The sequence below is a fragment of the Microbacterium sp. Leaf151 genome (assembly GCF_001424225.1).
GTDB lineage: Bacteria > Actinomycetota > Actinomycetes > Actinomycetales > Microbacteriaceae > Microbacterium.
In genome coordinates this window covers 430,816-450,650 of the sequence record NZ_LMOR01000002.1, presented here as the reverse complement: position 1 = coordinate 450,650, position 19,835 = coordinate 430,816, and the positions used below count along the sequence as shown (strand labels likewise).

At 69.8% G+C, this 19,835-nt stretch carries 19 protein-coding genes; 14 read left to right on the top strand and 5 right to left on the bottom strand.

The window, feature by feature from the left end; genetic code table 11:
- The first annotated feature begins 55 nt into the window (after positions 1-55).
- The 6 genes from aceE to ASF76_RS06185 all read left to right on the top strand — a co-directional run bounded on the left by aceE (position 56) and on the right by ASF76_RS06185 (position 7,715).
- Positions 56-2,782, top strand: a complete 2,727-nt coding sequence (gene aceE, locus ASF76_RS06210; RefSeq protein WP_055954562.1) for a pyruvate dehydrogenase (acetyl-transferring), homodimeric type — start codon at positions 56-58, stop codon at positions 2,780-2,782.
- A 125-nt stretch (positions 2,783-2,907) separates the two neighbouring features.
- A complete protein-coding gene (locus ASF76_RS06205; RefSeq protein ID WP_055955396.1) occupies positions 2,908-4,086 on the top strand; it encodes a PucR family transcriptional regulator in 1,179 nt (392 codons plus the stop codon).
- Positions 4,087-4,168: 82 nt separating this feature from the next.
- Positions 4,169-5,089, top strand: coding sequence for an ACP S-malonyltransferase (locus tag ASF76_RS06200; RefSeq protein WP_055954559.1), 921 nt, complete (start codon positions 4,169-4,171; stop codon positions 5,087-5,089).
- On the top strand, positions 5,086-6,090 hold the full coding sequence (locus tag ASF76_RS06195; protein ID WP_055954554.1) for a beta-ketoacyl-ACP synthase III: 1,005 nt from the start codon (positions 5,086-5,088) through the stop codon (positions 6,088-6,090). The genes ASF76_RS06200 and ASF76_RS06195 overlap by 4 nt, the downstream gene beginning before the upstream one ends.
- 69 nt (positions 6,091-6,159) lie before the next feature.
- On the top strand, positions 6,160-6,408 hold the full coding sequence (locus ASF76_RS06190; protein WP_055954551.1) for an acyl carrier protein: 249 nt from the start codon (positions 6,160-6,162) through the stop codon (positions 6,406-6,408).
- Positions 6,409-6,476: 68 nt separating this feature from the next.
- The gene (locus tag ASF76_RS06185) at positions 6,477-7,715 is read left to right on the top strand and encodes a beta-ketoacyl-[acyl-carrier-protein] synthase family protein (protein WP_055954548.1); all 1,239 of its coding nucleotides are present in this window, start codon (positions 6,477-6,479) and stop codon (positions 7,713-7,715) included.
- A 263-nt stretch (positions 7,716-7,978) separates the two neighbouring features.
- On the opposite strand, the gene ASF76_RS06180 is transcribed toward ASF76_RS06185, so the two are convergent.
- The 3 genes from ASF76_RS06180 to ASF76_RS06170 all read right to left on the bottom strand — a co-directional run bounded on the left by ASF76_RS06180 (position 7,979) and on the right by ASF76_RS06170 (position 10,170).
- The gene (locus tag ASF76_RS06180; RefSeq protein ID WP_055954545.1) at positions 7,979-8,482 is read right to left on the bottom strand and encodes a DUF3145 domain-containing protein; all 504 of its coding nucleotides are present in this window, start codon (positions 8,480-8,482) and stop codon (positions 7,979-7,981) included.
- A 111-nt stretch (positions 8,483-8,593) separates the two neighbouring features.
- Entirely contained in the window at positions 8,594-9,481 is an 888-nt protein-coding gene (locus ASF76_RS06175; protein WP_156459156.1) for a hemagglutinin, read from the bottom strand.
- Between the two features lie 119 nt (positions 9,482-9,600).
- Positions 9,601-10,170: a hypothetical protein gene (locus tag ASF76_RS06170; protein WP_156459155.1), complete on the bottom strand. Its 570-nt coding sequence runs from the start codon at positions 10,168-10,170 to the stop codon at positions 9,601-9,603.
- Positions 10,171-10,314: 144 nt separating this feature from the next.
- Here ASF76_RS06170 and ASF76_RS06165 point away from each other — a divergent pair, with 144 nt between their 5' ends.
- On the top strand, positions 10,315-10,989 hold the full coding sequence (locus ASF76_RS06165; protein ID WP_055954538.1) for a response regulator transcription factor: 675 nt from the start codon (positions 10,315-10,317) through the stop codon (positions 10,987-10,989).
- Positions 10,986-12,404, top strand: a complete 1,419-nt coding sequence (locus ASF76_RS06160) for a sensor histidine kinase (protein WP_055954535.1) — start codon at positions 10,986-10,988, stop codon at positions 12,402-12,404. The genes ASF76_RS06165 and ASF76_RS06160 overlap by 4 nt, the downstream gene beginning before the upstream one ends.
- A gap of 42 nt (positions 12,405-12,446) precedes the next feature.
- On the opposite strand, the gene ASF76_RS06155 is transcribed toward ASF76_RS06160, so the two are convergent.
- Complete coding sequence (locus ASF76_RS06155; RefSeq protein WP_082484892.1) at positions 12,447-12,788, bottom strand: DUF7882 family protein; 342 nt, start codon at positions 12,786-12,788, stop codon at positions 12,447-12,449.
- Positions 12,789-13,042: 254 nt separating this feature from the next.
- On the opposite strand from ASF76_RS06155, the gene ASF76_RS06150 reads away from it, so the two are divergent.
- The 6 genes from ASF76_RS06150 to ASF76_RS06125 all read left to right on the top strand — a co-directional run bounded on the left by ASF76_RS06150 (position 13,043) and on the right by ASF76_RS06125 (position 18,890).
- On the top strand, positions 13,043-13,441 hold the full coding sequence (locus ASF76_RS06150; RefSeq protein ID WP_055954530.1) for a GntR family transcriptional regulator: 399 nt from the start codon (positions 13,043-13,045) through the stop codon (positions 13,439-13,441).
- Positions 13,438-14,349: an ABC transporter ATP-binding protein gene (locus ASF76_RS06145; protein WP_055954527.1), complete on the top strand. Its 912-nt coding sequence runs from the start codon at positions 13,438-13,440 to the stop codon at positions 14,347-14,349. The genes ASF76_RS06150 and ASF76_RS06145 overlap by 4 nt, the downstream gene beginning before the upstream one ends.
- Positions 14,346-15,041 carry a hypothetical protein gene (locus ASF76_RS06140; protein WP_055954523.1) on the top strand — a complete coding sequence of 232 codons (696 nt, stop codon included), beginning with the start codon at positions 14,346-14,348 and terminating at the stop codon, positions 15,039-15,041. The genes ASF76_RS06145 and ASF76_RS06140 overlap by 4 nt, the downstream gene beginning before the upstream one ends.
- Before the next feature lie 351 nt (positions 15,042-15,392).
- Complete coding sequence (locus tag ASF76_RS06135; RefSeq protein ID WP_055954520.1) at positions 15,393-16,796, top strand: hemolysin family protein; 1,404 nt, start codon at positions 15,393-15,395, stop codon at positions 16,794-16,796.
- Positions 16,793-17,818: a CNNM domain-containing protein gene (locus ASF76_RS06130; RefSeq protein WP_055954518.1), complete on the top strand. Its 1,026-nt coding sequence runs from the start codon at positions 16,793-16,795 to the stop codon at positions 17,816-17,818. Before ASF76_RS06135 ends, ASF76_RS06130 begins: the two co-directional genes overlap by 4 nt.
- A 253-nt stretch (positions 17,819-18,071) precedes the next feature.
- On the top strand, positions 18,072-18,890 hold the full coding sequence (locus ASF76_RS06125) for an SDR family oxidoreductase (protein WP_055954515.1): 819 nt from the start codon (positions 18,072-18,074) through the stop codon (positions 18,888-18,890).
- Between the two features lie 29 nt (positions 18,891-18,919).
- Here the strand turns inward: ASF76_RS06125 and ASF76_RS17305 are convergent, their stop codons facing one another.
- Positions 18,920-19,816: a zinc-ribbon domain-containing protein gene (locus ASF76_RS17305; RefSeq protein WP_055955393.1), complete on the bottom strand. Its 897-nt coding sequence runs from the start codon at positions 19,814-19,816 to the stop codon at positions 18,920-18,922.
- Positions 19,817-19,835: the final 19 nt, after the last annotated feature.

The window sequence follows — 19,835 nt, the reverse complement described above, 5'->3', positions numbered from 1 at the left end:
CCGCACTCGTATGGCGATTCTCTGGCATGACCTGCCAGACGACGAAAGGTCTTCCGTGACTGTTCACGACCAGGATCCGTATTCGCAGGGGCCGCAGGACAGCGACCCGGAAGAGACCGGGGAGTGGCAGGAATCCCTGCGACAGCTGGTCCAGGCCAAGGGCCCGGCCCGTGCGCGCGAGATCATGCTGAGCCTTCTCAAGGGCTCGAAGGAACTGCACCTCAACGTGCCGATGGTTCCCACCACCGACTACATCAACACCATCTCGCAGAAGAACGAGCCCGAGTTCCCCGGTGACGAGGAGCTCGAGCGGCGCTACCGCAAGTGGATCCGCTGGAACGCCGCGGTCACCGTGCACCGCGCGCAGCGCCCCGGCATCGGTGTCGGCGGCCACATCTCGACCTATGCCTCGTCGGCCGCGCTCTACGAAGTCGGTTTCAACCACTTCTTCCGCGGCCAGGACGACCCCTCGGGCGGCGACCAGATCTTCATCCAGGGCCACGCCTCGCCCGGCGCCTATGCCCGCGCCTACCTCGAGGGTCGCCTCACCGAGGTGCAGCTCGACGGCTTCCGCCAGGAGAAGTCGCAGGCCCCCAACGGCATCCCTTCGTACCCACACCCCCGTCTCATGCCGGAGTTCTGGCAGTTCCCGACGGTGTCGATGGGCCTCGGTCCGATCAACGCCATCTACCAGGCGATGTCGAACAAGTACCTCGCCAACCGCGGCATCAAGAACGTCGGCGACTCGCAGGTCTGGGCCTACCTCGGCGACGGCGAGATGGACGAGGTCGAGAGCCGTGGTCAGCTGCAGGTCGCGGCCAACGAGGGCCTGGACAACCTGAACTTCATCATCAACTGCAACCTCCAGCGCCTCGACGGTCCCGTGCGCGGTAACGGCAAGATCATCCAGGAGCTCGAGAGCTTCTTCCGCGGTGCCGGCTGGAACGTCATCAAGGTCGTCTGGGGCCGCGAGTGGGACGACCTGCTCGCCCGCGACACCGAGGGCGCACTGCTCAACCTGATGAACACCACCCCCGACGGCGATTACCAGACGTATAAGGCCGAGAACGGCGCCTACGTCCGCGAGAACTTCTTCGGTCGCGACCCGCGCGCCCTCGAGCTCGTCAAGGACTTCTCCGACGAGCAGGTCTGGGGCCTCAAGCGCGGTGGCCACGACTACCGCAAGGTCTACGCGGCGTTCAAGGCGGCGGCCGAGCACAAGGGCCAGCCGACCGTCATCCTCGCCAAGACGATCAAGGGCTACGGCCTCGGCCCCCACTTCGAGGGTCGCAACGCCACGCACCAGATGAAGAAGCTGACGCTCGACGACCTCAAGTCGTTCCGCGATGCGATGGAGATCCCCGTCACCGACGCGCAGCTCGAAGAGAACCCGTACCAGCCGCCGTACTACACCCCCGGCGAGAAGGACGAGACGATCCAGTACATGCTGGAGCGTCGCCGTTCGCTCGGCGGGTTCCTGCCCGAGCGCCGCACCACCCACGTCGGTCTCGAGCTCCCCGGGGATGCCGCGTACGCGCTGCCCAAGAAGGGCTCGGGCACCCAGGAGATTGCCACGACGATGGCGTTCGTGCGTCTGCTGAAGGACCTCCTGCGGGTCAAGGACTTCGGTCACCGCATCGTGCCGATCATCCCCGACGAGGCGCGCACGTTCGGTATGGACGCGTATTTCCCGACGGCGAAGATCTACAACCCCAAGGGGCAGCACTACACGTCGGTCGACCGCGAGCTGCTGCTGGCGTACAAGGAGAGCCCGCAGGGGCAGATCATCCACGTCGGCATCAACGAGGCCGGTGCCCTGGCCGCGTTCACGGCGGCGGGTACGTCCTACTCCACCCACGGCGAGCCGCTCATCCCGGTCTACGTCTTCTACTCGATGTTCGGCTTCCAGCGCACCGGCGACGCCCAGTGGGCTGCGGGCGACCAGATGGCGCGCGGTTTCATCATCGGCGCGACCGCGGGTCGCACCACCCTGACGGGTGAGGGTCTGCAGCACGCCGACGGCCACTCGCAGCTGCTGGCATCCACGAACCCGGCGACCGTGTCGTACGACCCGGCCTACGGCTACGAGATCTCGCACATCGTGCGTTCGGGTATCGAGCGCATGTACGGCGGCAACCACCCCGATCCCAACGTCATGTACTACATGACGGTGTACAACGAGCCCTACGTGCAGCCGGCTGAGCCCGAGGGGGTCGACGTCGACGGCATCGTCCGCGGCATCCACCACATCTCCTCGGGTGAGGGCGACGGTCCCCGCACCCAGCTGCTCGCCTCGGGCGTGGGCGTGCCGTGGGCGTTCGAGGCCCAGCGTCTGCTCAAGGACGACTGGGGCGTCGTCGCCGACGTGTGGTCGGTCACCTCGTGGACGGAGCTGCGTCGCGACGGTCTCGCCGCGGACGAGCACAACTTCCTGCACCCCGAAGAGGAGCGCCGCACGCCCTACCTCACCGACAAGCTCAAAGAAGCCGAGGGCCCGGTCGTCGCGGTCAGCGACTGGATGCACGCGGTCCAGGATCAGATCCGCCAGTGGGTCCCGCAGAACTACTGGACGCTCGGTGCCGACGGATTCGGCTTCTCCGACACCCGTGCCGCGGCTCGTCGCTTCTTCAAGATCGACGGTCCCTCGCTGGCCGTCCGCGCCCTGCAGGCGCTGGCCGAAGAGGGCAAGATCGACCGCGCCGTGGTCGGACAGGCCATCGAGAAGTACCGCCTGCACGACGTCAACGCCGGCACCAGCGGCAACGCGGGTGGCGAGGCCTGATCCACGTGACGGATTCCACCGTCGGACCCGGTTCCCCCTCTTCGGGCGGGGCCGGGTCCGACCGGTCTCCGGGAGGGGACGTACGCGCTGAGGCGGCCGTCGAGAAGGCCGAAACGCTCGCGTGGCTGCGTCGCATCTCGGGCGATCTCGCCACCGCCACGATCCAGCGCCTCGAAGAGACGCTCCCCTGGTACGCCGAGATGCCGCCGGCGCGGCGTTCCGCCGTCGGGCTGGTGGCACAGGCCGGCATCACCTCGTTCCTGCAGTGGTTCGAGGAGCCGGCATCCACTCCCGCGATCGCGGCCGACATCTTCGCCGCCGCTCCTCGCGAGCTGCTGCGCAGCGTCAGCCTGACCCAGACGCTGCAGCTGGTACGCGTCACCGTCGAGGTGATGGAGGAGCGGGTCGCCGGCCGCAGCGAAAAGGTGCGCGAGGCGATGCTGTCGTACTCGCGCGAAGTGGCGTTCGCCGCCGCCGACGTCTACGCACGCGCCGCCGAGGCGCGGGGCCTCTGGGACGCGCGCCTCGAAGCCCTCGTCGTCGACTCGATCCTCACCGGCGAGGCCGACGACGAACTCCCCAGCCGCATCGCCGCTCTCGGGTGGCACGGCCACGGCGAGGTGTCGGTGCTCGTGGGCACGACTCCCCCGCAGCTCGATGTCGATCAGGTGCGCCGTACCGCGCGCAAGCTCGGCGTCGACGTGCTCATCGGAGTGCAGGGCCTGCGTCTCGTGCTCGTGCTCGGCCGCGCCGATCTGCCCGCCCGCGGTGGCGCCGAGATCACCGAGCTGCCCTTCACCGACATCGCGAAGCGGCTGGAGCCCAGCTTCGGTACGGGTCACCTCGTGCTCGGACCCGCCGTTCCGGCTCTCGTCGACGCCGGTCAGAGCGCCCGCGCAGCGCTCGCGGGTTTCGCGGTGGCCCGCGCGTGGAGGCACGCGCCGCGGCCCGTCGAGGCCGACGACCTGCTCCCCGAGCGCGCCCTGGCGGGTGACGCGGTGGCGAAGCAGACCCTCGTGGACCGCGTATACCGCCCGCTGCACGCGCACAGCGCCGATCTCGTCGCAACGCTGTGGAGCTACCTCGACAACGGCCGGTCGTTGGAGGCCACGGCCCGCGAGCTGTACGTGCATCCCAACACCGTGCGCTACCGCCTCAAGCGCGTCTCCGAAGTCATTGGATGGGATGCCACGGGCCCGCGCGAGGCGCTCATCCTGCAGACGGCGCTGATCCTCGGATCGATCGGCACCGATGCCACGCGGCGTCGCGGAACCGGCAAACGGCGGCCGTCGCAGCCGCGGTGATGCACGGCACGCACAAAGACACGCCGCATATCTGTGTCGATATCTCCAGAAGCGGTTGAACGATCCCTGTCAGGATGGAGTCGTGATCATCGCCGTCTTCCCGGGACAGGGTTCGCAGACCCCCGGATTCCTCACCCCGTGGCTCGAACTCGACGGAGTACGTGAGCGCCTCGAGGCTTTCTCCGAGCAATCGGGCGTCGACCTGATCGCCGCGGGCACCGAGTGGGACGCCGACCAGATCCGCGACACGGCCGTCGCGCAGCCACTCATCGTGGCAGCGAGCCTCCTCTCGTGGGCCGCCTTCACCGAGCGCGCCGGCACGCCCGTCGCCGGGGTCGCGGGTCACTCGGTCGGCGAGATCGCCGCGCTGGCGGCATCCGGTGTGCTCCGTGACGCCGATGCCCTGCGCCTCGTGGGCCTGCGCGGTCGCGCCATGGCTGACGCAGCTGCGGCGGTCGAGACCGGCATGAGCGCGGTCGTCGGCGGAGACGAGACCGCCGTGCTCGAGCGGCTCGAGACCCTCGGCCTCACCCCCGCCAACTACAACGGCGGCGGCCAGATCGTCGCGGCGGGCGAGAAGCCCGCCCTCGCCGAGCTCGCAGCTGATGCGCCGCGCGGCGCGCGCGTCATCGCCCTGCAGGTGGCCGGCGCCTTCCACACCCGCTTCATGGAGTCCGCGGTCGAGGCGCTTCGCACCGCGGCCGCGGACGTCCCGGTATCCGACCCGGTGACGACGCTGTGGACGAATTCCGACGGCTCCGTCGTCACCGAGGGCCGCCACGCGCTCGACCTGGTGGTCGCGCAGGTCGCCTCCCCCGTGCGGTGGGACCGCTGCATGGCCTCCTTCGCCGAACACGGCGTGACCGGCATCATCGAACTCTCCCCCGCGGGCGCGCTGACCGGGCTCGCCAAGCGCGCCCTGCGCGGCACGCCCACCGTGGCGGTCAAGACCCCCGACGACCTCGACGCGGCCGTCTCACTCTTGAAGGAAGATCAGGCATGAGCACCCCCACCCTCCGTCAGCTGCAGGGCCCCGCCCACACGCGCATCTACGCGTACGGCGCCGCTCGAGGCGAGAACTTCGTGCCCAATGACGACCTCGTCGGCCCCATCGACTCCAGCGACGAGTGGATCCGCCAGCGCACCGGCATCGTGACCCGCGTGCGGGCGAACAAAGACACGGATGCCATCGATCTGGCCACCGAGGCCGCTCGGGAGGCCGTCGAGAAGTCGGGTGTCGCACCCGCCGACATCGACGCCGTGATCGTGGCGACCATCAGCAACCCCAAGCAGACGCCGTCGGCTTCGGCCATCGTCGCCGACCGCATCGGTGCGAACCCCGCGGCCGCCTACGACGTCAACGCCGCCTGCGCCGGATTCGCCTATGGCGTCGGTCAGGCCGACGCGCTGGTGCGCGCGGGCTTGGCGAAGCACGTCGTCGTGGTGGGCGCCGAGAAGCTCAGCGACATCGTCGACCCCACCGACCGCAGCATCTCGTTCCTGCTCGGCGACGGCGCGGGCGCCGTCGTCATCGGTCCCAGCGACACCCCCGGCATCGGCCCCACCGTCTGGGGATCCGACGGATCGAAGGCGGATGCCGTGAGCATGAACGCCACGCTCACCGAGTTCCGCGACGGCACCGCCGCGTGGCCCACCCTGCGCCAGGAGGGGCCCACGGTGTTCCGCTGGGCCGTCTGGGAGATGGTCAAGGTCGCCCGCCAGGCGATCGAGGCCGCGGGCATCGAGCCCGCCGACCTCGCCGCCTTCGTGCCTCACCAGGCGAACATGCGCATCATCGACGAGTTCGCCAAGCAGCTCGGCCTGCCCGAGACCGTCGTGATCGGCCGTGACATCGAGACCACGGGCAACACCTCGGCGGCATCCATCCCGCTCGCCACCCACCGCCTGCTCGAGGAGCACCCCGAGCTCAGCGGCGGACTCGCGCTGCAGATCGGCTTCGGCGCCGGACTCGTGTTCGGCGCGCAGGTCGTCGTCCTCCCCTGACGCACGGTCGTCGAACCCTAAACTGATCCAGGCTCGTTCGGGCCCACCCCAAGAAAAACAGGAGACATCATGGCATTCACCAACGACGAGGTTCTCGCCGGCCTTGCCGAGCTCATCACCGACGAGACCGGTATCTCGGCCGACGAGGTCGCCCTCGAGAAGTCGTTCACCGATGACCTCGACATCGACTCGATCTCGATGATGACGATCGTCGTCAACGCCGAAGAGAAGTTCAGTGTCACCATTCCCGACGACGAGGTCAAGAACCTCAAGACCGTCGGCGACGCCGTGACCTTCATCACGTCGAACCAGTCCTGACACCTCCCGGTGGGGGCTCCGGCCCCCACCGGTCACGATCCGTCGGCCGCACCAAGGATTCTTCGCTCATGAGCACACCCCGCATCGTCGTCACCGGTATCGGTGCCACCTCGCCCATCGGCGGCACCGCCCCCGAGAGCTGGTCGGCGCTGCTCGCCGGCACCTCCGGCGCGCGCACCCTCGAGCACGAGTGGGTCGAGAAGTACAACCTGCCCGTCACCTTCGCGGCCGAGGCGCTCGTGCGCCCCGAGACCGTTCTCGAGCGTCCCGTCGCCAAGCGTCTCGACCCGTCGTCGCAGTTCGCTCTGATCGCGGCGAAAGAAGCCTGGGAAGATGCGGGTGCGCCCGACATCGACCCCGACCGCCTCGGTGTCGACTTCGCCACCGGCATCGGCGGTGTGTGGACGCTGCTCGACGCCTGGGACGATCTGCGTGAGAAGGGGCCGCGCCGCGTCATGCCGATGACGGTGCCGATGCTCATGCCCAACGCCGCGGCGGGCAACCTGTCGCTGCACTTCAACGCCCGTGCGTTCGCCCGCACGGTGGCCTCGGCGTGCGCGTCGAGCACCGAGTCGATCGTCAACGCCGTGCAGCACATCCGCGACGGCCTCGCCGACGTCGTAATCGCCGGCGGCACTGAGTCGGCGATCCACCCGATCACCATCGCGTCGTTCGCGTCGATGCAGGCGCTGTCGAAGCGCAACGACTCCCCCGAGACGGCCTCACGTCCGGCCAGCATCGACCGCGATGGCTTCGTCATGGGCGAGGGCGCCGGGGTGCTGATCCTCGAGACCGAGGAGCATGCCAAGGCGCGCGGCGCCAAGATCTACGCGTCGATCGTCGGAGGCGGCGTCACCGCCGACTCGTACCACATCACCGCCAACGACCCCGAGGGCACGGGCGCGGCCCGAGCCGTGCGCCTGGCACTCGAGATGGCCGGGGCATCTGCCGACGACGTCACGCACATCAACGCGCACGCCACGTCGACCCCCGTCGGCGACCCGAACGAATACCGTGCGCTGCACACGGTGTTCGGCGACCGGATCGACGAGATCCCCGTGTCGGCCACGAAGGCCTCGACCGGGCACCTGCTCGGTGGCACCGGTGCGCTGGAGGCGATCTTCACAGTGCTGGCGCTGCAGGATCGCGTCGCCCCGCCCACGATCAACCTCACCGAGCAGGACCCCGAGGTTCCGTTCTCGCTGTCGGGTTCGCCCGTCGAGCTCGGCGCCGGCGACCAGCTCGCCATCAGCAACTCCTTCGGCTTCGGCGGACACAACGCCGTCGTCGCGATCGCTTCGGTTTGACGGCTGAGGCGCGATCCCGAGTGTCCACGACACCCGGAGGCGCCCTGGCGGACTCCCGAGTATCGACGACGAGCTGACACGGGTCCCTCCGGCGGCGGCCCGCGTCACGGTGCGCAGATGAGAACGCCCCCGGGCATCCCCGACTGAGGTCGGGATGCCCGGGGGCGTTCGTCGTGCCGGGCCGGGGATACGCGGTCTCGGTGCCAGGTGTGTTCACCGACCTCCGCTAGTGGCGCCTCCCCGCCGACGTTCTGTGGCGGCGCTCAGCCCACCTTGTGGAGCCAGACGATCTGCTGATCGTCGCCCGCGTGGCGGAAGGGCTCCAGCTCTTCGTCCCAAGACGAACCGAGAGCGATGTCGAGCTCGCGCTGCAGCTCCAGCAGGTCGCCGGCGGCGACCTCCATCGCGTAGCGCACGCGATCCTCGCCGATGACGACGTTGCCCGCCGCGTCGGTCTGGGCGTAATGGATGCCGAGACCCGGCGTGTGCATCCAGCGTCCGCCATCGCTGCGGGGAGTGGGATCCTCGCTCACTTCGAAGCGCAGATGCTCCCAGCCGCGAATGGCGCTCGCGAGAGCCGCACCGGAACCCACCGGGCCCTCCCAGTAGAACTCCGCGCGGCGGCTGCCCACGAGCACGGGCTGGTCGGCCCAGTCGAAGTTGACGGCTCGGCCGAGGGCGCGTCCTACCGCCCACTCGAGGTGGGGGCACAACGCGCGGGGCGCGGAGTGGATCAGGATCACTCCGCGCGAAGACGTGATCGCCATGGTCTCTCCTTCGTCAGGTACGTCTTCCCCTACGACCTGGGATGGAGTGTGGCGACTGTTCGGTTGTCCGGCCATTATCGCCCGCGCATAACGAAATCACAACACTGTGATTCAGGAGCGGGCGAACCAGAGGGCCCAGTAGAGGACGAAGTTGCGATTGCCGTACGCGGAGCAGTCGTCGCCGGTCCCCCACCGCGCGGCGAGGGCCGCTGGGTTCGGCTGGTACGGCGTGTAGTTGTACAGCGCGGCAGTCGCCTCGTTGGAGATCGTCACGTCGGTACCGCCGCATGCCGGGTCGGGTGAATAGGCGATGTAGTGCGTCCCCGGTTGGCGCATGAAGTCGGAGGCGCTGTAGGACTTGAGGTCGGACGCACCCTGGGCGACCTGGTCGGCGAAGCCTGCGGCGCCGGGGTCGCACGCCGCGTCGTCGGGGCAACGCGCCCCCATCGCCGCACCGAGTTGCCGCTCGGTGGGGGCGCGCGCGGTGCGACCCGAGATGAGACTCTGCTCTTTCTGCAGGGTGACCAGCAGCACCTTCGCCGAGATGCCGCATGCGCGCTGGACGCGGTCGATGACCTCGGCCGCGCTGAGGTCGCCGCCCTCGAAGCCCTCGCAGACGGTCTCGCCCGTCGCGTCGGAGACCACCGGATCGCGGCCCTCGACCGGCATCCGCAAGCGCGCGAGACACGAGTCGGTCGCGCACCGGCCGACCTGTTCGTCGAGGAAGCGCTGGATCTCGTCGGCGGTCAGGGCGTCGCCGTCGTAGAAGTCGTCGTCGCTGATGAGCGTTCCCGGGTCGAAGCCGGTGAGGTCGACGGCATCGCGCCGCGCTTCCGTGTTCCACGCTGCGTTCCACGCGGACGTCAGCGATACCAGGGGCACCACGGCGAGCACGACGAGGGCGATGAGGCCGGCCGCGACGAGGCCGAAGGCGATACGTCGGCGACGGAGCACGCGCGCGCGGTTCGTGCGGCGGCGCCGCGTGCCAGTTCTCGCCACCCTCCGATCGTGCCGTACCGCGCTGACCGCGCGCTGCACATCTCAGGATGTGGCGCGTCGGCCAGCGCGATCGCGGATCGCACGGGGCGGCTCGTGCGCGGCTCGTATGAGCGGTGCGGTCAGCTGCCCGGCTGGGCGGACGGGGTGGGCGCCGTGCCGTCGGCGGGCGGGGTCGGAGCCGTGCCGCCGGCGGGCGGCGTGGGCTTGTCGCCCTCGGCCGGGGGCGTGGGCGCGGTGCCGTCTGCCGGGGGTGTGGGGGCGGTGCCGTCGGCGGGCGGGGTGGGCTTGTCGCCCTCGGCCTTCGGTCCGTGTCCGGGGCCGGCGGGACCGCTCCCGGGTCCGCACTCGCCGGGACCGGAGCCCTCGCCGGGCGCGGGCGGGGTGGGCGCGGTGCCGTCCGCCGGGGGTGTGGGCGCGGTGCCATCCGTTGGGGCGCCGGTGGGGGCGGCGCTGGGGGTCGTGCCGGCGCCTGGGCCGACCGACCCGCCGTCGGCGCTGGGTGCCGAGGTGGCCGCGGCCGTCGACGAGCCGCCGTTGGTCTGCGCAGCCAAGGCGGCGCTTCCGCCGGTGAGGCCGACGGCCACGATGACGGCTCCCGCGATGAGTGCGGGCCGACGCCATGAGCGGCGGCGCGGTTCGGTGGTGTCGTCCAGTCGCGGCAGCGGGGTGGTGGGGTTGTCGTCGTTCATGATCTTCCTCTCGCCGGTGGCGTTCACCGGCTCTGAGACCAGACTTCGAGCCGGGACTGAAGCGAACCTGAAGCTCGTCGACGACCGGTCACTGCATACGCAAGCCATAACCGGCGTACAGCAGTCGCCCCTATCGTCGGCCGAATGTCCCCCGCCGCCCGTGTGCTCGTCGTCGACGATGACGAGACGATCCGCCTTGCCGTCGCGACGGCACTGCGCGCCGAGGGTTTCGTCACCGATGTCGCCGCCGACGGCGTGGACCTGTCCGAACGACTGAGCGCATTCCGCCCCGATCTCGTGGTGCTGGACTGGATGATGCCGGGGCCGAGTGGCATCCGGTTACTGCCCGTCGTGCGCGCGGCGGGCGACACCGCGGTCATCATGCTGACCGCCCGCGACGAGGTCGATGACCGGTTGCGCGGCTTCGCCGAGGGGGCCGACGACTACGTGCTGAAGCCCTTCACGATGGCGGAGCTCGTGGCACGCGCGGGAGCAGTGCTCCGACGGCGCGGGCGGCTGCCTCAGACCATCTCGGTCGGCGATCTCGTCGTCGATCCGGATGCCACGACAGCCCATCGCGCGGGAGCGGTGCTGGATCTGACGGCCACCGAGTTCCGCCTGCTGCACCTGTTGGCCGACGGACGCGGAAGGACCTTGTCGAAGGCGCAGATCCTCACGCAGGTCTGGGGGTACGACGATTACGACCCCAACCTCGTCGAAGTGCACCTCAGCGCGCTGCGGCGCAAGATGGAGCAGCACGGTCCACGTCTCATCCACACCGTGCGCGGTCTCGGCTATCGCTTGAGCGCGGCGCCGTGAGCTCGCTGCCTCCCCTGCGCTCGGGCTCGCTGCGACGTCGGACGATCGTCGCCGTGCTCGCCCTGGTCGCGCTGCTCCTGGTGGTGCTCGCCGTCGTCGTCGACCTCGCGCTCGGCGCTCGCCTTCGTGGACAGATCGAGGAGCGCCTCCGCGACCGCGCCGCCGCGGCCGCGTCGCTCGTCGGCACGGTCGACGACGCCGAGCTCGCCGAGCGCCTGTCGTACCAGGGGCTGGCCGTGCGGATCGACGGGGCGGGTGGTGACTCCGTCGTCGCGGGCCCCAGCCCCGACCAACTGCGCGAAGGTCCCCCGGGGCCGGGCGGGGGGCCGGGTGCAGGCGACCGGTCGGTGCCGCAGCCCACGGCCTCCGGCAGTGTCTCGGTCGTGGCATCCGATGTGTCCGGCGACGACCAGCTCGTGACTCTGCGCTCGACCCTCAGCGACGGCTCCACGCTCACGCTGACGGCATCGGCGGTCGGTGTGGACGAGACGCTCGTGCAGGTGCGCTGGATCATGGCGCTGGCATCCGCTGGCGTCCTGCTGCTCGCGGCCGGGGCGGTGACGGTCGTGGTACGCCGAAGCCTCGGACCGCTCGAGCAGGTGTCGCAGGTCGCGCGGGCCATCGGCGCCGGTGAGCGGGAGCGGCGGCTGCGACCGACGCGATCCGACACCGAGATCGGCCGGGTGGCCGCGGCGCTCGACGACATGCTCGACGACGTCGTGGGGGCCGAGCAGGCGGCGCGTGACGCCGAGGCACGGCTGCGGGCGTTCCTCTCCGACGCCGCGCACGAGTTGCGCACGCCGGTCGCCGGCATCCGCGCCGCCGCCGACACCCTCGTGCGCGCTGACCTCGACGGACCCGAGCGCGATCAGCTCGCGGCCCACGTCGCGCGGGAGGCCACCCGCGCGTCGCGGCTCATCGACGATCTGCTGACGATGGCCCGCGTCGACCGTGGCCTCGAGTTGCACGTCGTCGACGCCGATCTTCGGGCGGTGGTCGAGGCCGAAGTGCGCCGGGTGCCGCTCGTGCACCCCTCGCTACGGATCCGAGCGGAGATCCCGGATGCCGCCGTGCCCGTCCGCATCGACGTCGACCGCATCTCTCAGGTGCTGTCGAATCTCGTCGAGAACGCCGCTCGAGCGACGGGCGGGCGCGGATCGGTGCTCCTCGGCGTCGACAGCGCGGGCGGAGAAGCCCGCGTCACGGTCGACGACGACGGGCCCGGTGTCGCCGACGGCGATCGCGAGCGGATCTTCGAAAGGCTCGTGCGCCTCGACGAGGGACGAGTCTCTTCCGGCGGCGTGGGACTCGGTCTCCCCATCGCGCGAGGCATCGCGCGCGCGCACGGCGGCGACGTCCGCTGCGCGCCCGGGAGGGCTGGAGCACGGTTCGTCGTGACGGTGCCGCGGAGCTGAGGCCACCGGCCCCGCGGCATCCGGCTCAGCCCCTTGACGGGGTCAGGGACGCGCGTGGCCCCCGACGGGCTGGCGGGGCGCCGCGGAGGCCGGAGCGATCCCGGCTGCGGTCAACGTCAGGCCGTCGGCGCCGCTGGCGTCGTGCATCATCTGGTCGACGAGGTTCCGATCGATGGCGGGTTCGCGACCGCCGTAGAACTGCATCACGAGGGCGTTCGACGCATGGATCCAGAGGCTGGCCTGGCGCACGCCCTCGTTGACGGGCAGCTGGAGCATGAACCCCTCGTTGCGACGGAGCTTGTTCATCACGACGATGCGGAGGTGGGCGAGGATGCGGTCGTCGATGTCGAACGATGCACGGTCTCGGTAGATGAGGCGTCCCACGGCTGGTCCTTTTCTGGCGCGCCAAAGCGTACCGGTTGAGCAAGGGCGGGACCACGCCGGGAAGCGAGGCAATGCGGGAGCATCAGTATTTCACCCCCGGAGACGTGTCGGCCGAGTCCGACCGATATATCGCCTGGAGATGCTTCGCCCGTGGACAAACTCCATTTCGGACCGAATCGGACCTGCTCTTGACGCGGCCGCGTTCGTGTTGCATGGTTACCTAGTCAAGTAACTAACCAACAAACGGAGATCGCATGATCGACGACGGCAGAGCGCTGTTCCTCCAGATAGCCGAGGGCGTGGAGGACCAGATCGTCGACGGTTCGCTGCCGGAAGAGAGCCGCGCGCCCTCCACGAACGAACTGGCAGCTTTTCACCGCATCAACCCCGCCACCGCCGCGAAAGGAATCGCCGTGCTCGTCGACAAGGGAGTCCTCTACAAACGCCGGGGAATCGGGATGTTTGTCGCCGACGGAGCCCGCGCACAGCTCCTGGGCGAACGGCGCTCGGCCTTCGCCGATCGCTACCTCGATCCGCTCCTGAGCGAGGCGCGCACGCTCGGCCTCGGCCCCGACGACCTCGCCGAACTCATCCGCGAGCGTGCCGCGCTCGTCTCCTCCCCCGCTCACCTCATCGAAGGGACCGCACGATGACCGCAGTGATCGAAGTGGCCGGCCTCCACAAGCGCTACCGTGACACCGACGCGCTGACCGATGTGTCGTTCGCCGTCGAGGCGGACGCGATCTACGGCCTGCTCGGGCGCAACGGCGCCGGCAAGACGACCCTGATGTCCATCCTCACCGCGCAGAATTTCGCGACCGGCGGGCGCGTCCGGGTCTTCGGGGAAGACCCGTACGAGAACCCGCGGGTGCTATCGCGAATGTGCTTCGTCCGCGAGAGCCAGAAGTATCCGGATGACGCCAAACCCCGCCACGCGTTCGCGGCGGCGCGCCTGTTCTTCCCGAACTGGGACGACGACCTCGCCACCGACCTGATCGAGGCGTTCCAGATCCCCGTCGGACGCACGATCAAGAAGCTGTCGCGCGGCCAGCTCTCGGCGGTGGGTGTGGTCATCGGTCTTGCGTCGCGGGCCGAGATCACCTTCTTCGATGAGCCGTACCTGGGTCTCGACGCCGTCGCGCGCCAGATCTTCTACGACCGGCTGCTGCAGGACTACTCCCTGCACCCGCGCACGATCGTCCTGTCGAGTCACCTGATCGACGAGGTCGCCAATCTGCTCGAGCGCGTCATCGTGCTCGACGGTGGTCGCGTCGTGATGGACGAGGACACGGATGCCGTGCGCGAACGCGCGGCGACGATCATGGGCGACGCCGCCGCGGTCGACGCCTTCTGCGCGGGTCACGAGGTTCTGCACCGTGAGACCTTGGGCCGCGTCGCGTCGGTCACCATCCTGGGCGCCCTGACAACCGAGGACCGCCGGATGCTGGCGGACGCACGGCTGGAGGCCTCCCCGGTGTCGCTGCAGGAGTTTATCGTCCGATCCACCCAACACGCGGCGAGCACGCCGGCCGCCCCCGCCCAGGAAGGAGCGCTCCGATGAACCGCGCGCTGAAGGTCGTCCGCCTCCAACTCATCAACCGCCAGACCTTCGTCTGGATCCCGCTCATCATCCTGTTCGGGTCACTGGCGATCAGCCTGCTGCTCTACGGCATCATCCAGTCGTCGGGCGCCCGTGGGGTCATGATCAGCGGCGGGGTGCAGGCGCCGCTGTGGTACTTCGGCGTCATCGGGGCGCAGGCGCTGACCCGCACGTTCCCGTTCTCCCAGGCGATGAGCGTCACACGTGGTGACTTCTTCGTCGGAACGCTGCTGACGGCGGTGCTCACCGCGGGTCTGCTGTCGGTCGTCTTCGTCATCGGTGGCCTGCTCGAGCAGGCCACGAACGGGTACGGCATGAACGGGTGGTTCTTCTACATCCCGTGGGTGTGGGAAGCAGGCCCGGTGGCGGCCGGCATCGCCTACTTCGCCCTGGCGATGTTCGCCTTCGTCGTGGGTTTCTGGGCGGCGACGATCTTCAAGCGCTTCGGTGGCCTGACGACGGCCGTCACACTGGTGGGCGTCGGCCTCGCTCTCGTCGCGGCAGCGTGGCTCATCACGGCGACCCGCTCGTGGGCCACCGTCGGTGAGAACGTCGTGACGCTGGGGGCGTTCGGGCTGGCCGTCTGCGGCATCGTGCTCACGTTCGCGCTGGCCGCATCGTCGTTCGCGACCCTGCGCCGCGCGATTCCCTGACTGCGGCGATGACGGGCCGGATCGCGATGGGCGGTTCGGCCCCTTCGCGGCTCCCGGGCTCTGGGGTCGTCTCGCACCGTCACCCCGGGCGATCTGTCCGCGGCTCGGGACGCGACGCTTCTCGCCCCGAGCCGGTCGGACTTTTCACGGCCGCCGGGCCCCGGGCCGAACACCGCCGGGCTGCGCTGTCGAGGCGTATCCCCAGCCTGGCGCGCACCACGGTCGATAGGGTCGAAGGGATCTGCGATCATCCGACCCACGAGAGAGAAAACCCGTGAGCCATCACCGCACCTCCACCGACCAGGAGGGCCGATCTTCGAGCCCCCTCTTTTCGAGAGGGGGTGAAATCTGATGCTGGCTGCGGCCTTGACACTCCTGGTGGGTGTCATCGTGACTCTTGCGATCATCGTCGCGTGCGGTTTCTTCGTCGCGCAGGAGTTCGCCTACATGTCGGTCGACCGCTCGCGCATGGCGGCGCTGGCCGAGAAGGGCGATGCGCAGGCGAAGCGCGTCCTCGCCATCACCAAGCGCACGTCGTTCATGCTCTCGGGCGCCCAGTTGGGCATCACCGTCACGGGACTGCTCATCGGCTACGTCGCCGAGCCGTTGATCGGAGAGTCGCTGGGGACACTGCTGGGCGGTGTGGGCATCGACCCGGCCGTCTCGGTGCTCATCGGCACCGTGGGAGCGCTGCTGCTGGCGACCATCGTGACGATGATCTTCGGTGAGCTGTACCCGAAGAACCTCGCCATCGCGAGCCCCGAGCCCCTCGCCCGCGCCCTCGCCATGCCCACGCGCATCTACCTCATGCTGTTCGGGTGGCTCATCACCGTCTTCGACGTCGCCGCCAACGCGCTGCTCCGTCTGTTGCGCATCGAGCCGTTGGAAGACGTCGACGAGAGTGCCACCGCGCGCGACCTCGAGGCCATCATCGAGGAGTCGCGCCAGAGCGGCGATCTGCCCGACGACCTGTCGATCATCATCGACCGCATCCTCGACTTCCCCCAGCGCGATGTCGAGCACGCGATGGTCCCCCGCTCCCAGATCGACTCGGTGACGCCCGACACCACGGTCGGCGAGGTGCGAGCGCTCATGGCGACGGGCCACACGCGCTACCCGGTGATCGGTGACGAAGACTCCCCCGTCGGCGTCGTCGAGCTCATCGACCTCCTGCGCGAGCAGCCTGCCGACGACGCCCCCGTGGCATCCGTCATGCGCGCCGCCGTCGTCATCCCCACCTCGATGCTGCTTCCCGTGGCGTTGGACCGCATGCGACACTCGCGCAACGAACTCGCGTGCGTGGTCGACGAGTACGGCAACTTCGACGGCATCCTGACCATCGAAGACCTCACGGAAGAAGTGATCGGCGAGCTGTCCGATGAGCACGACGTCGAGACCGCCGAGGCGGCGTCCGTCGGCGACGACGCGTGGAGCGTGCCGGGCGACCTGCACCTCGACGAACTCGAGCGCCTCATCGGGCACGACCTCGCCGAGAGCGACGTCGAGACCGTCGCGGGTCTCGTCATCGAGACGCACGGCGACCTGCCGCCCGTCGGCACCGTGGTGCGGATCGACCTCCCCGAGCGTCCGGGCGAGACCGTTCAAGGGATCGACATCGACCGCTGGCTGGCCGTGGAGGTCACCGAGGTCGACCGTCACGTCCCCGCACAGGTGCGCGTGCAGCTGCACGAGGTGGATCGGGATGCCGAGCCCGCCGACGACGCGCGTGCCATCGATGAGGAGGTGACCCGATGAACGGCTGGACCGTCGCCCTCATCACGACGGCGCTGATCGTCGCGAGCGCGTTCTTCGTCATCGTCGAATTCGCCCTGCTCGCCGCACGCCGTCACCGCCTGGAAGAGGAGGCCGCCACCAGCGCCTCCGCCCGCGCTGCGCTTCGCTGCGTCAACGAGCTGACCGTCATGCTCGCCTTCGCGCAGCTCGGCATCACCGCCTGCACGTTCTTGCTCGGTGCCATCACGAAGCCCGCCATCGACTACGCGCTCGCGCCGGTGTTCGAGATGTGGGGTCTGCCGTACGTGCTGGCCGACGTCATCGCGTTCATGCTCGCGCTGATCGTGGTGACGTTCCTGCACCTCGTCATCGGCGAGATGGCACCCAAGTCGTGGGCGATCGCGCACCCCGAGACGGCGGCGAAGGCCACCGGCATCCTGGCCCGTGCGCTCACGTGGCCTCTGCGCCCGTTCCTGCTGTGGATCAACCACATCGCCAACCGTCTGGTGAGGGCGTCGGGCGTGGAGCCGGTCGACAAGGCCGCCGCCGGTGGCCAGGACGCCGACACCATCCGTGAGCTCGTCGCGCACTCGCGCCAGGCGGGCACGCTGGAGCAGAAGTACTCCGAACCGATCGCGCGGGCCATCGCCCTCGGTACGCTCACCGTCGGCGACATCGTGCGCACCGATCGCTCCCCCACCGCTGTACGGATGGATGCCACGGTCGCCGACATCCAGGCGGTCGCCGCCTCGTCGACGCACCTGCGCATCCTCGTCGGCTCCGGGGCGACATCTCGCGTGGTGCACGTGCGCGATACGCTCGCGGTCGATGCGGCCACGCCGGCGCTCGACATCGCGCGCGAGCCCCTGCGGCTGGGACCGGATGCCTCGGCGTACGACGCCCTCGCGCGCATGCGCCGCGGCCGCGTGCAGCTCGCGACGGTCGTCGAGGGCGAGCGGTTGATCGGGGTCGTGACGCTCGACGACCTGCTGCGCGAAATCCTGCCCGGACCGGGCGAGGTGGCCGAGGTCGCGGCGCGATAGGCGCGGTTTCAGGTGCGGGGCGGGTTCTGCGCTTCGGGGCGGACTTCTCCCGCCCCGAACGGCGGGGTCTGCCCCGAACCGCGTCGGCAGCGGGACGGTCGGTATCGCACGTCCGGCGGCGCGCGATCCGGCCAGAACGGCAGGGGGCGGTGGGACGTATCGATGGCGTTCGGAGTGTCAAGCCATCACGGACGTCCGGCGGGGCGGCGTACCGTCGCCCGCGTCAACCACTCCCCTTTCCCCAAGGACTCCCATGAGCAAGATCTGGTTCATCACCGGCGCATCCAAGGGCTTCGGCCGCGAGTGGGCCGAAGCGGCCCTCGAGCGCGGCGACAGCGTCGCCGGTACCGCGCGCAACCTCGACGACGTCCGCGACCTCGTCGATGCGTACCCCGACACGTTCCTGCCCCTGCAGCTCGACGTGACCGACCACGCCGCCGACACCGCCGCGGTGAAAGCCGCGCATGAGCGGTTCGGCCGCCTCGACGTCGTCGTCAACAACGCCGGGTTCGGTCACTTCGGAATGGTGGAGGAACTCACCGAAGACGAGGTGCGCGCGCAGATGGAGACGAACTTCTTCGGCGCACTCTGGGTCACCCAGGCGGCATTGCCCGTCTTGCGCGAGCAGGGGTCGGGCCACATCATCCAGGTGTCCAGCATCGGGGGTATCAGCGCGTTCCCGAGCGTCGGGGTCTATCACGCCTCGAAGTGGGCGCTGGAGGGACTGTCGCAGTCGCTCGCGCAGGAGGTCGCCGGTTTCGGCATCCACGTCACCCTCATCGAGCCCGGCGGATACTCGACCGATTGGTCGGGCCCGTCGGCGAAGCGCAGCGAAGAGATCGAGGCGTACGCCGACGTGCGGGAGCAGGCGTCCAAGCGCCCGTCGGCCGCTGACCCGGGGAAGCCCGAGGCCACCCGCTCCGCCATCCTGAAGGTGGTGGATGCCGAGAAGCCTCCGCTGCGCATCTTCTTCGGCAAGGCACCCCTCGCCATCGCCGAGCGCGACTACGAATCGCGCCTGCAGACGTGGCGCGAGTGGCAGCCGGTATCGGAGGAGGCGCACGGGTCCTGAGAACGGGTGGGGTGGGGGTACGCGGTGGGTCACCGCAGGTAGGAATTGACGAGCAGCGGACCCCGGATGCCGCGGAAGGCACCGATCAGTCGGTCGAGAGCGGCGGGGTTCCAGACCGTCAGCGGCACGTCGTGCGGCCCGAGCGGTTCGAGGCGGCCGAGCCGCAGGCGCACCACCTCCCACCCGGCGCCGCGCAGCGCGCGGTCTTTGCGGCGGTCGGCGTCGGCACGGCGCCCGACATGCTCGAGGCCGTGACGGCCGATCGTGTCGTACTCCACCGCGATCCGCAGCTCGGGGAAGACGAAGTCGGGCCACACCTCGAGGTGGTCGAAGAAGGGACGGGCGACCCGGACGGCGTTGAGTCCCTCCGTGAGCGTCAGATGGTCGCGCAGGTCGGCACGAACGCGATCCTCAGCGGCTGACGCGGGCCTCGGCGCGCAGGCCGAGACGAATGCCTCGCCAACGGCGACCGGGGGCGTCTTGTCGCACAGCCTCGACGGGCGACGGGGCGGCCGGGGGCGGAGCACCGTCTTCTCGGTGACGGCGGGCACGATCACCGACTCGCGCATCGGCAGCGCGACCACGCGTGTCGGGTTCGCGAGCTCGCTGCACTCGGGGCACCAGGCGCTGCGCCGGCGCTCCCGTCCCGGTCGCTGACGTTGCTCCTGCGGAGTGGCCGCGAAGCGATGGCCCGCGTCGCACTGCCACAGCAGCAGCACATCGGCCGCGGGAGGCACCTGGCTGAGGACGATCCCTGCATTGAGGTCGGGGTGGTACTGACGTATCAGGGCGGGGTACGCAGCCCACTCCTCGCGATAGGCACCCACCGGGTAAGGCACGTCGCGCCCCTTCGACCTCTGCCGTCGCAGCCACCAAGCCTGCACTCTCTCCGCCACGGGAGGCACGTTAGCGGCGACCACGGACATCGACTCCGCCACGGCGCAA

Coding starts and splice junctions, on each gene's coding strand:
- ASF76_RS06195 (WP_055954554.1), top strand. CDS start 5,086: ATGAGCACCCCCACCCTCCGTCAGCTGCAGGGCCCCGCCCACACGCGC.
- ASF76_RS06190 (WP_055954551.1), top strand. CDS start 6,160: ATGGCATTCACCAACGACGAGGTTCTCGCCGGCCTTGCCGAGCTCATC.
- ASF76_RS06185 (WP_055954548.1), top strand. CDS start 6,477: ATGAGCACACCCCGCATCGTCGTCACCGGTATCGGTGCCACCTCGCCC.
- ASF76_RS06180 (WP_055954545.1), bottom strand. CDS start 8,482: ATGGCGATCACGTCTTCGCGCGGAGTGATCCTGATCCACTCCGCGCCC.
- ASF76_RS06170 (WP_156459155.1), bottom strand. CDS start 10,170: ATGAACGACGACAACCCCACCACCCCGCTGCCGCGACTGGACGACACC.
- ASF76_RS06165 (WP_055954538.1), top strand. CDS start 10,315: ATGTCCCCCGCCGCCCGTGTGCTCGTCGTCGACGATGACGAGACGATC.
- ASF76_RS06150 (WP_055954530.1), top strand. CDS start 13,043: ATGATCGACGACGGCAGAGCGCTGTTCCTCCAGATAGCCGAGGGCGTG.
- ASF76_RS06145 (WP_055954527.1), top strand. CDS start 13,438: ATGACCGCAGTGATCGAAGTGGCCGGCCTCCACAAGCGCTACCGTGAC.
- ASF76_RS06140 (WP_055954523.1), top strand. CDS start 14,346: ATGAACCGCGCGCTGAAGGTCGTCCGCCTCCAACTCATCAACCGCCAG.
- ASF76_RS06135 (WP_055954520.1), top strand. CDS start 15,393: ATGCTGGCTGCGGCCTTGACACTCCTGGTGGGTGTCATCGTGACTCTT.
- ASF76_RS06130 (WP_055954518.1), top strand. CDS start 16,793: ATGAACGGCTGGACCGTCGCCCTCATCACGACGGCGCTGATCGTCGCG.
- ASF76_RS06125 (WP_055954515.1), top strand. CDS start 18,072: ATGAGCAAGATCTGGTTCATCACCGGCGCATCCAAGGGCTTCGGCCGC.
- ASF76_RS17305 (WP_055955393.1), bottom strand. CDS start 19,816: ATGTCCGTGGTCGCCGCTAACGTGCCTCCCGTGGCGGAGAGAGTGCAG.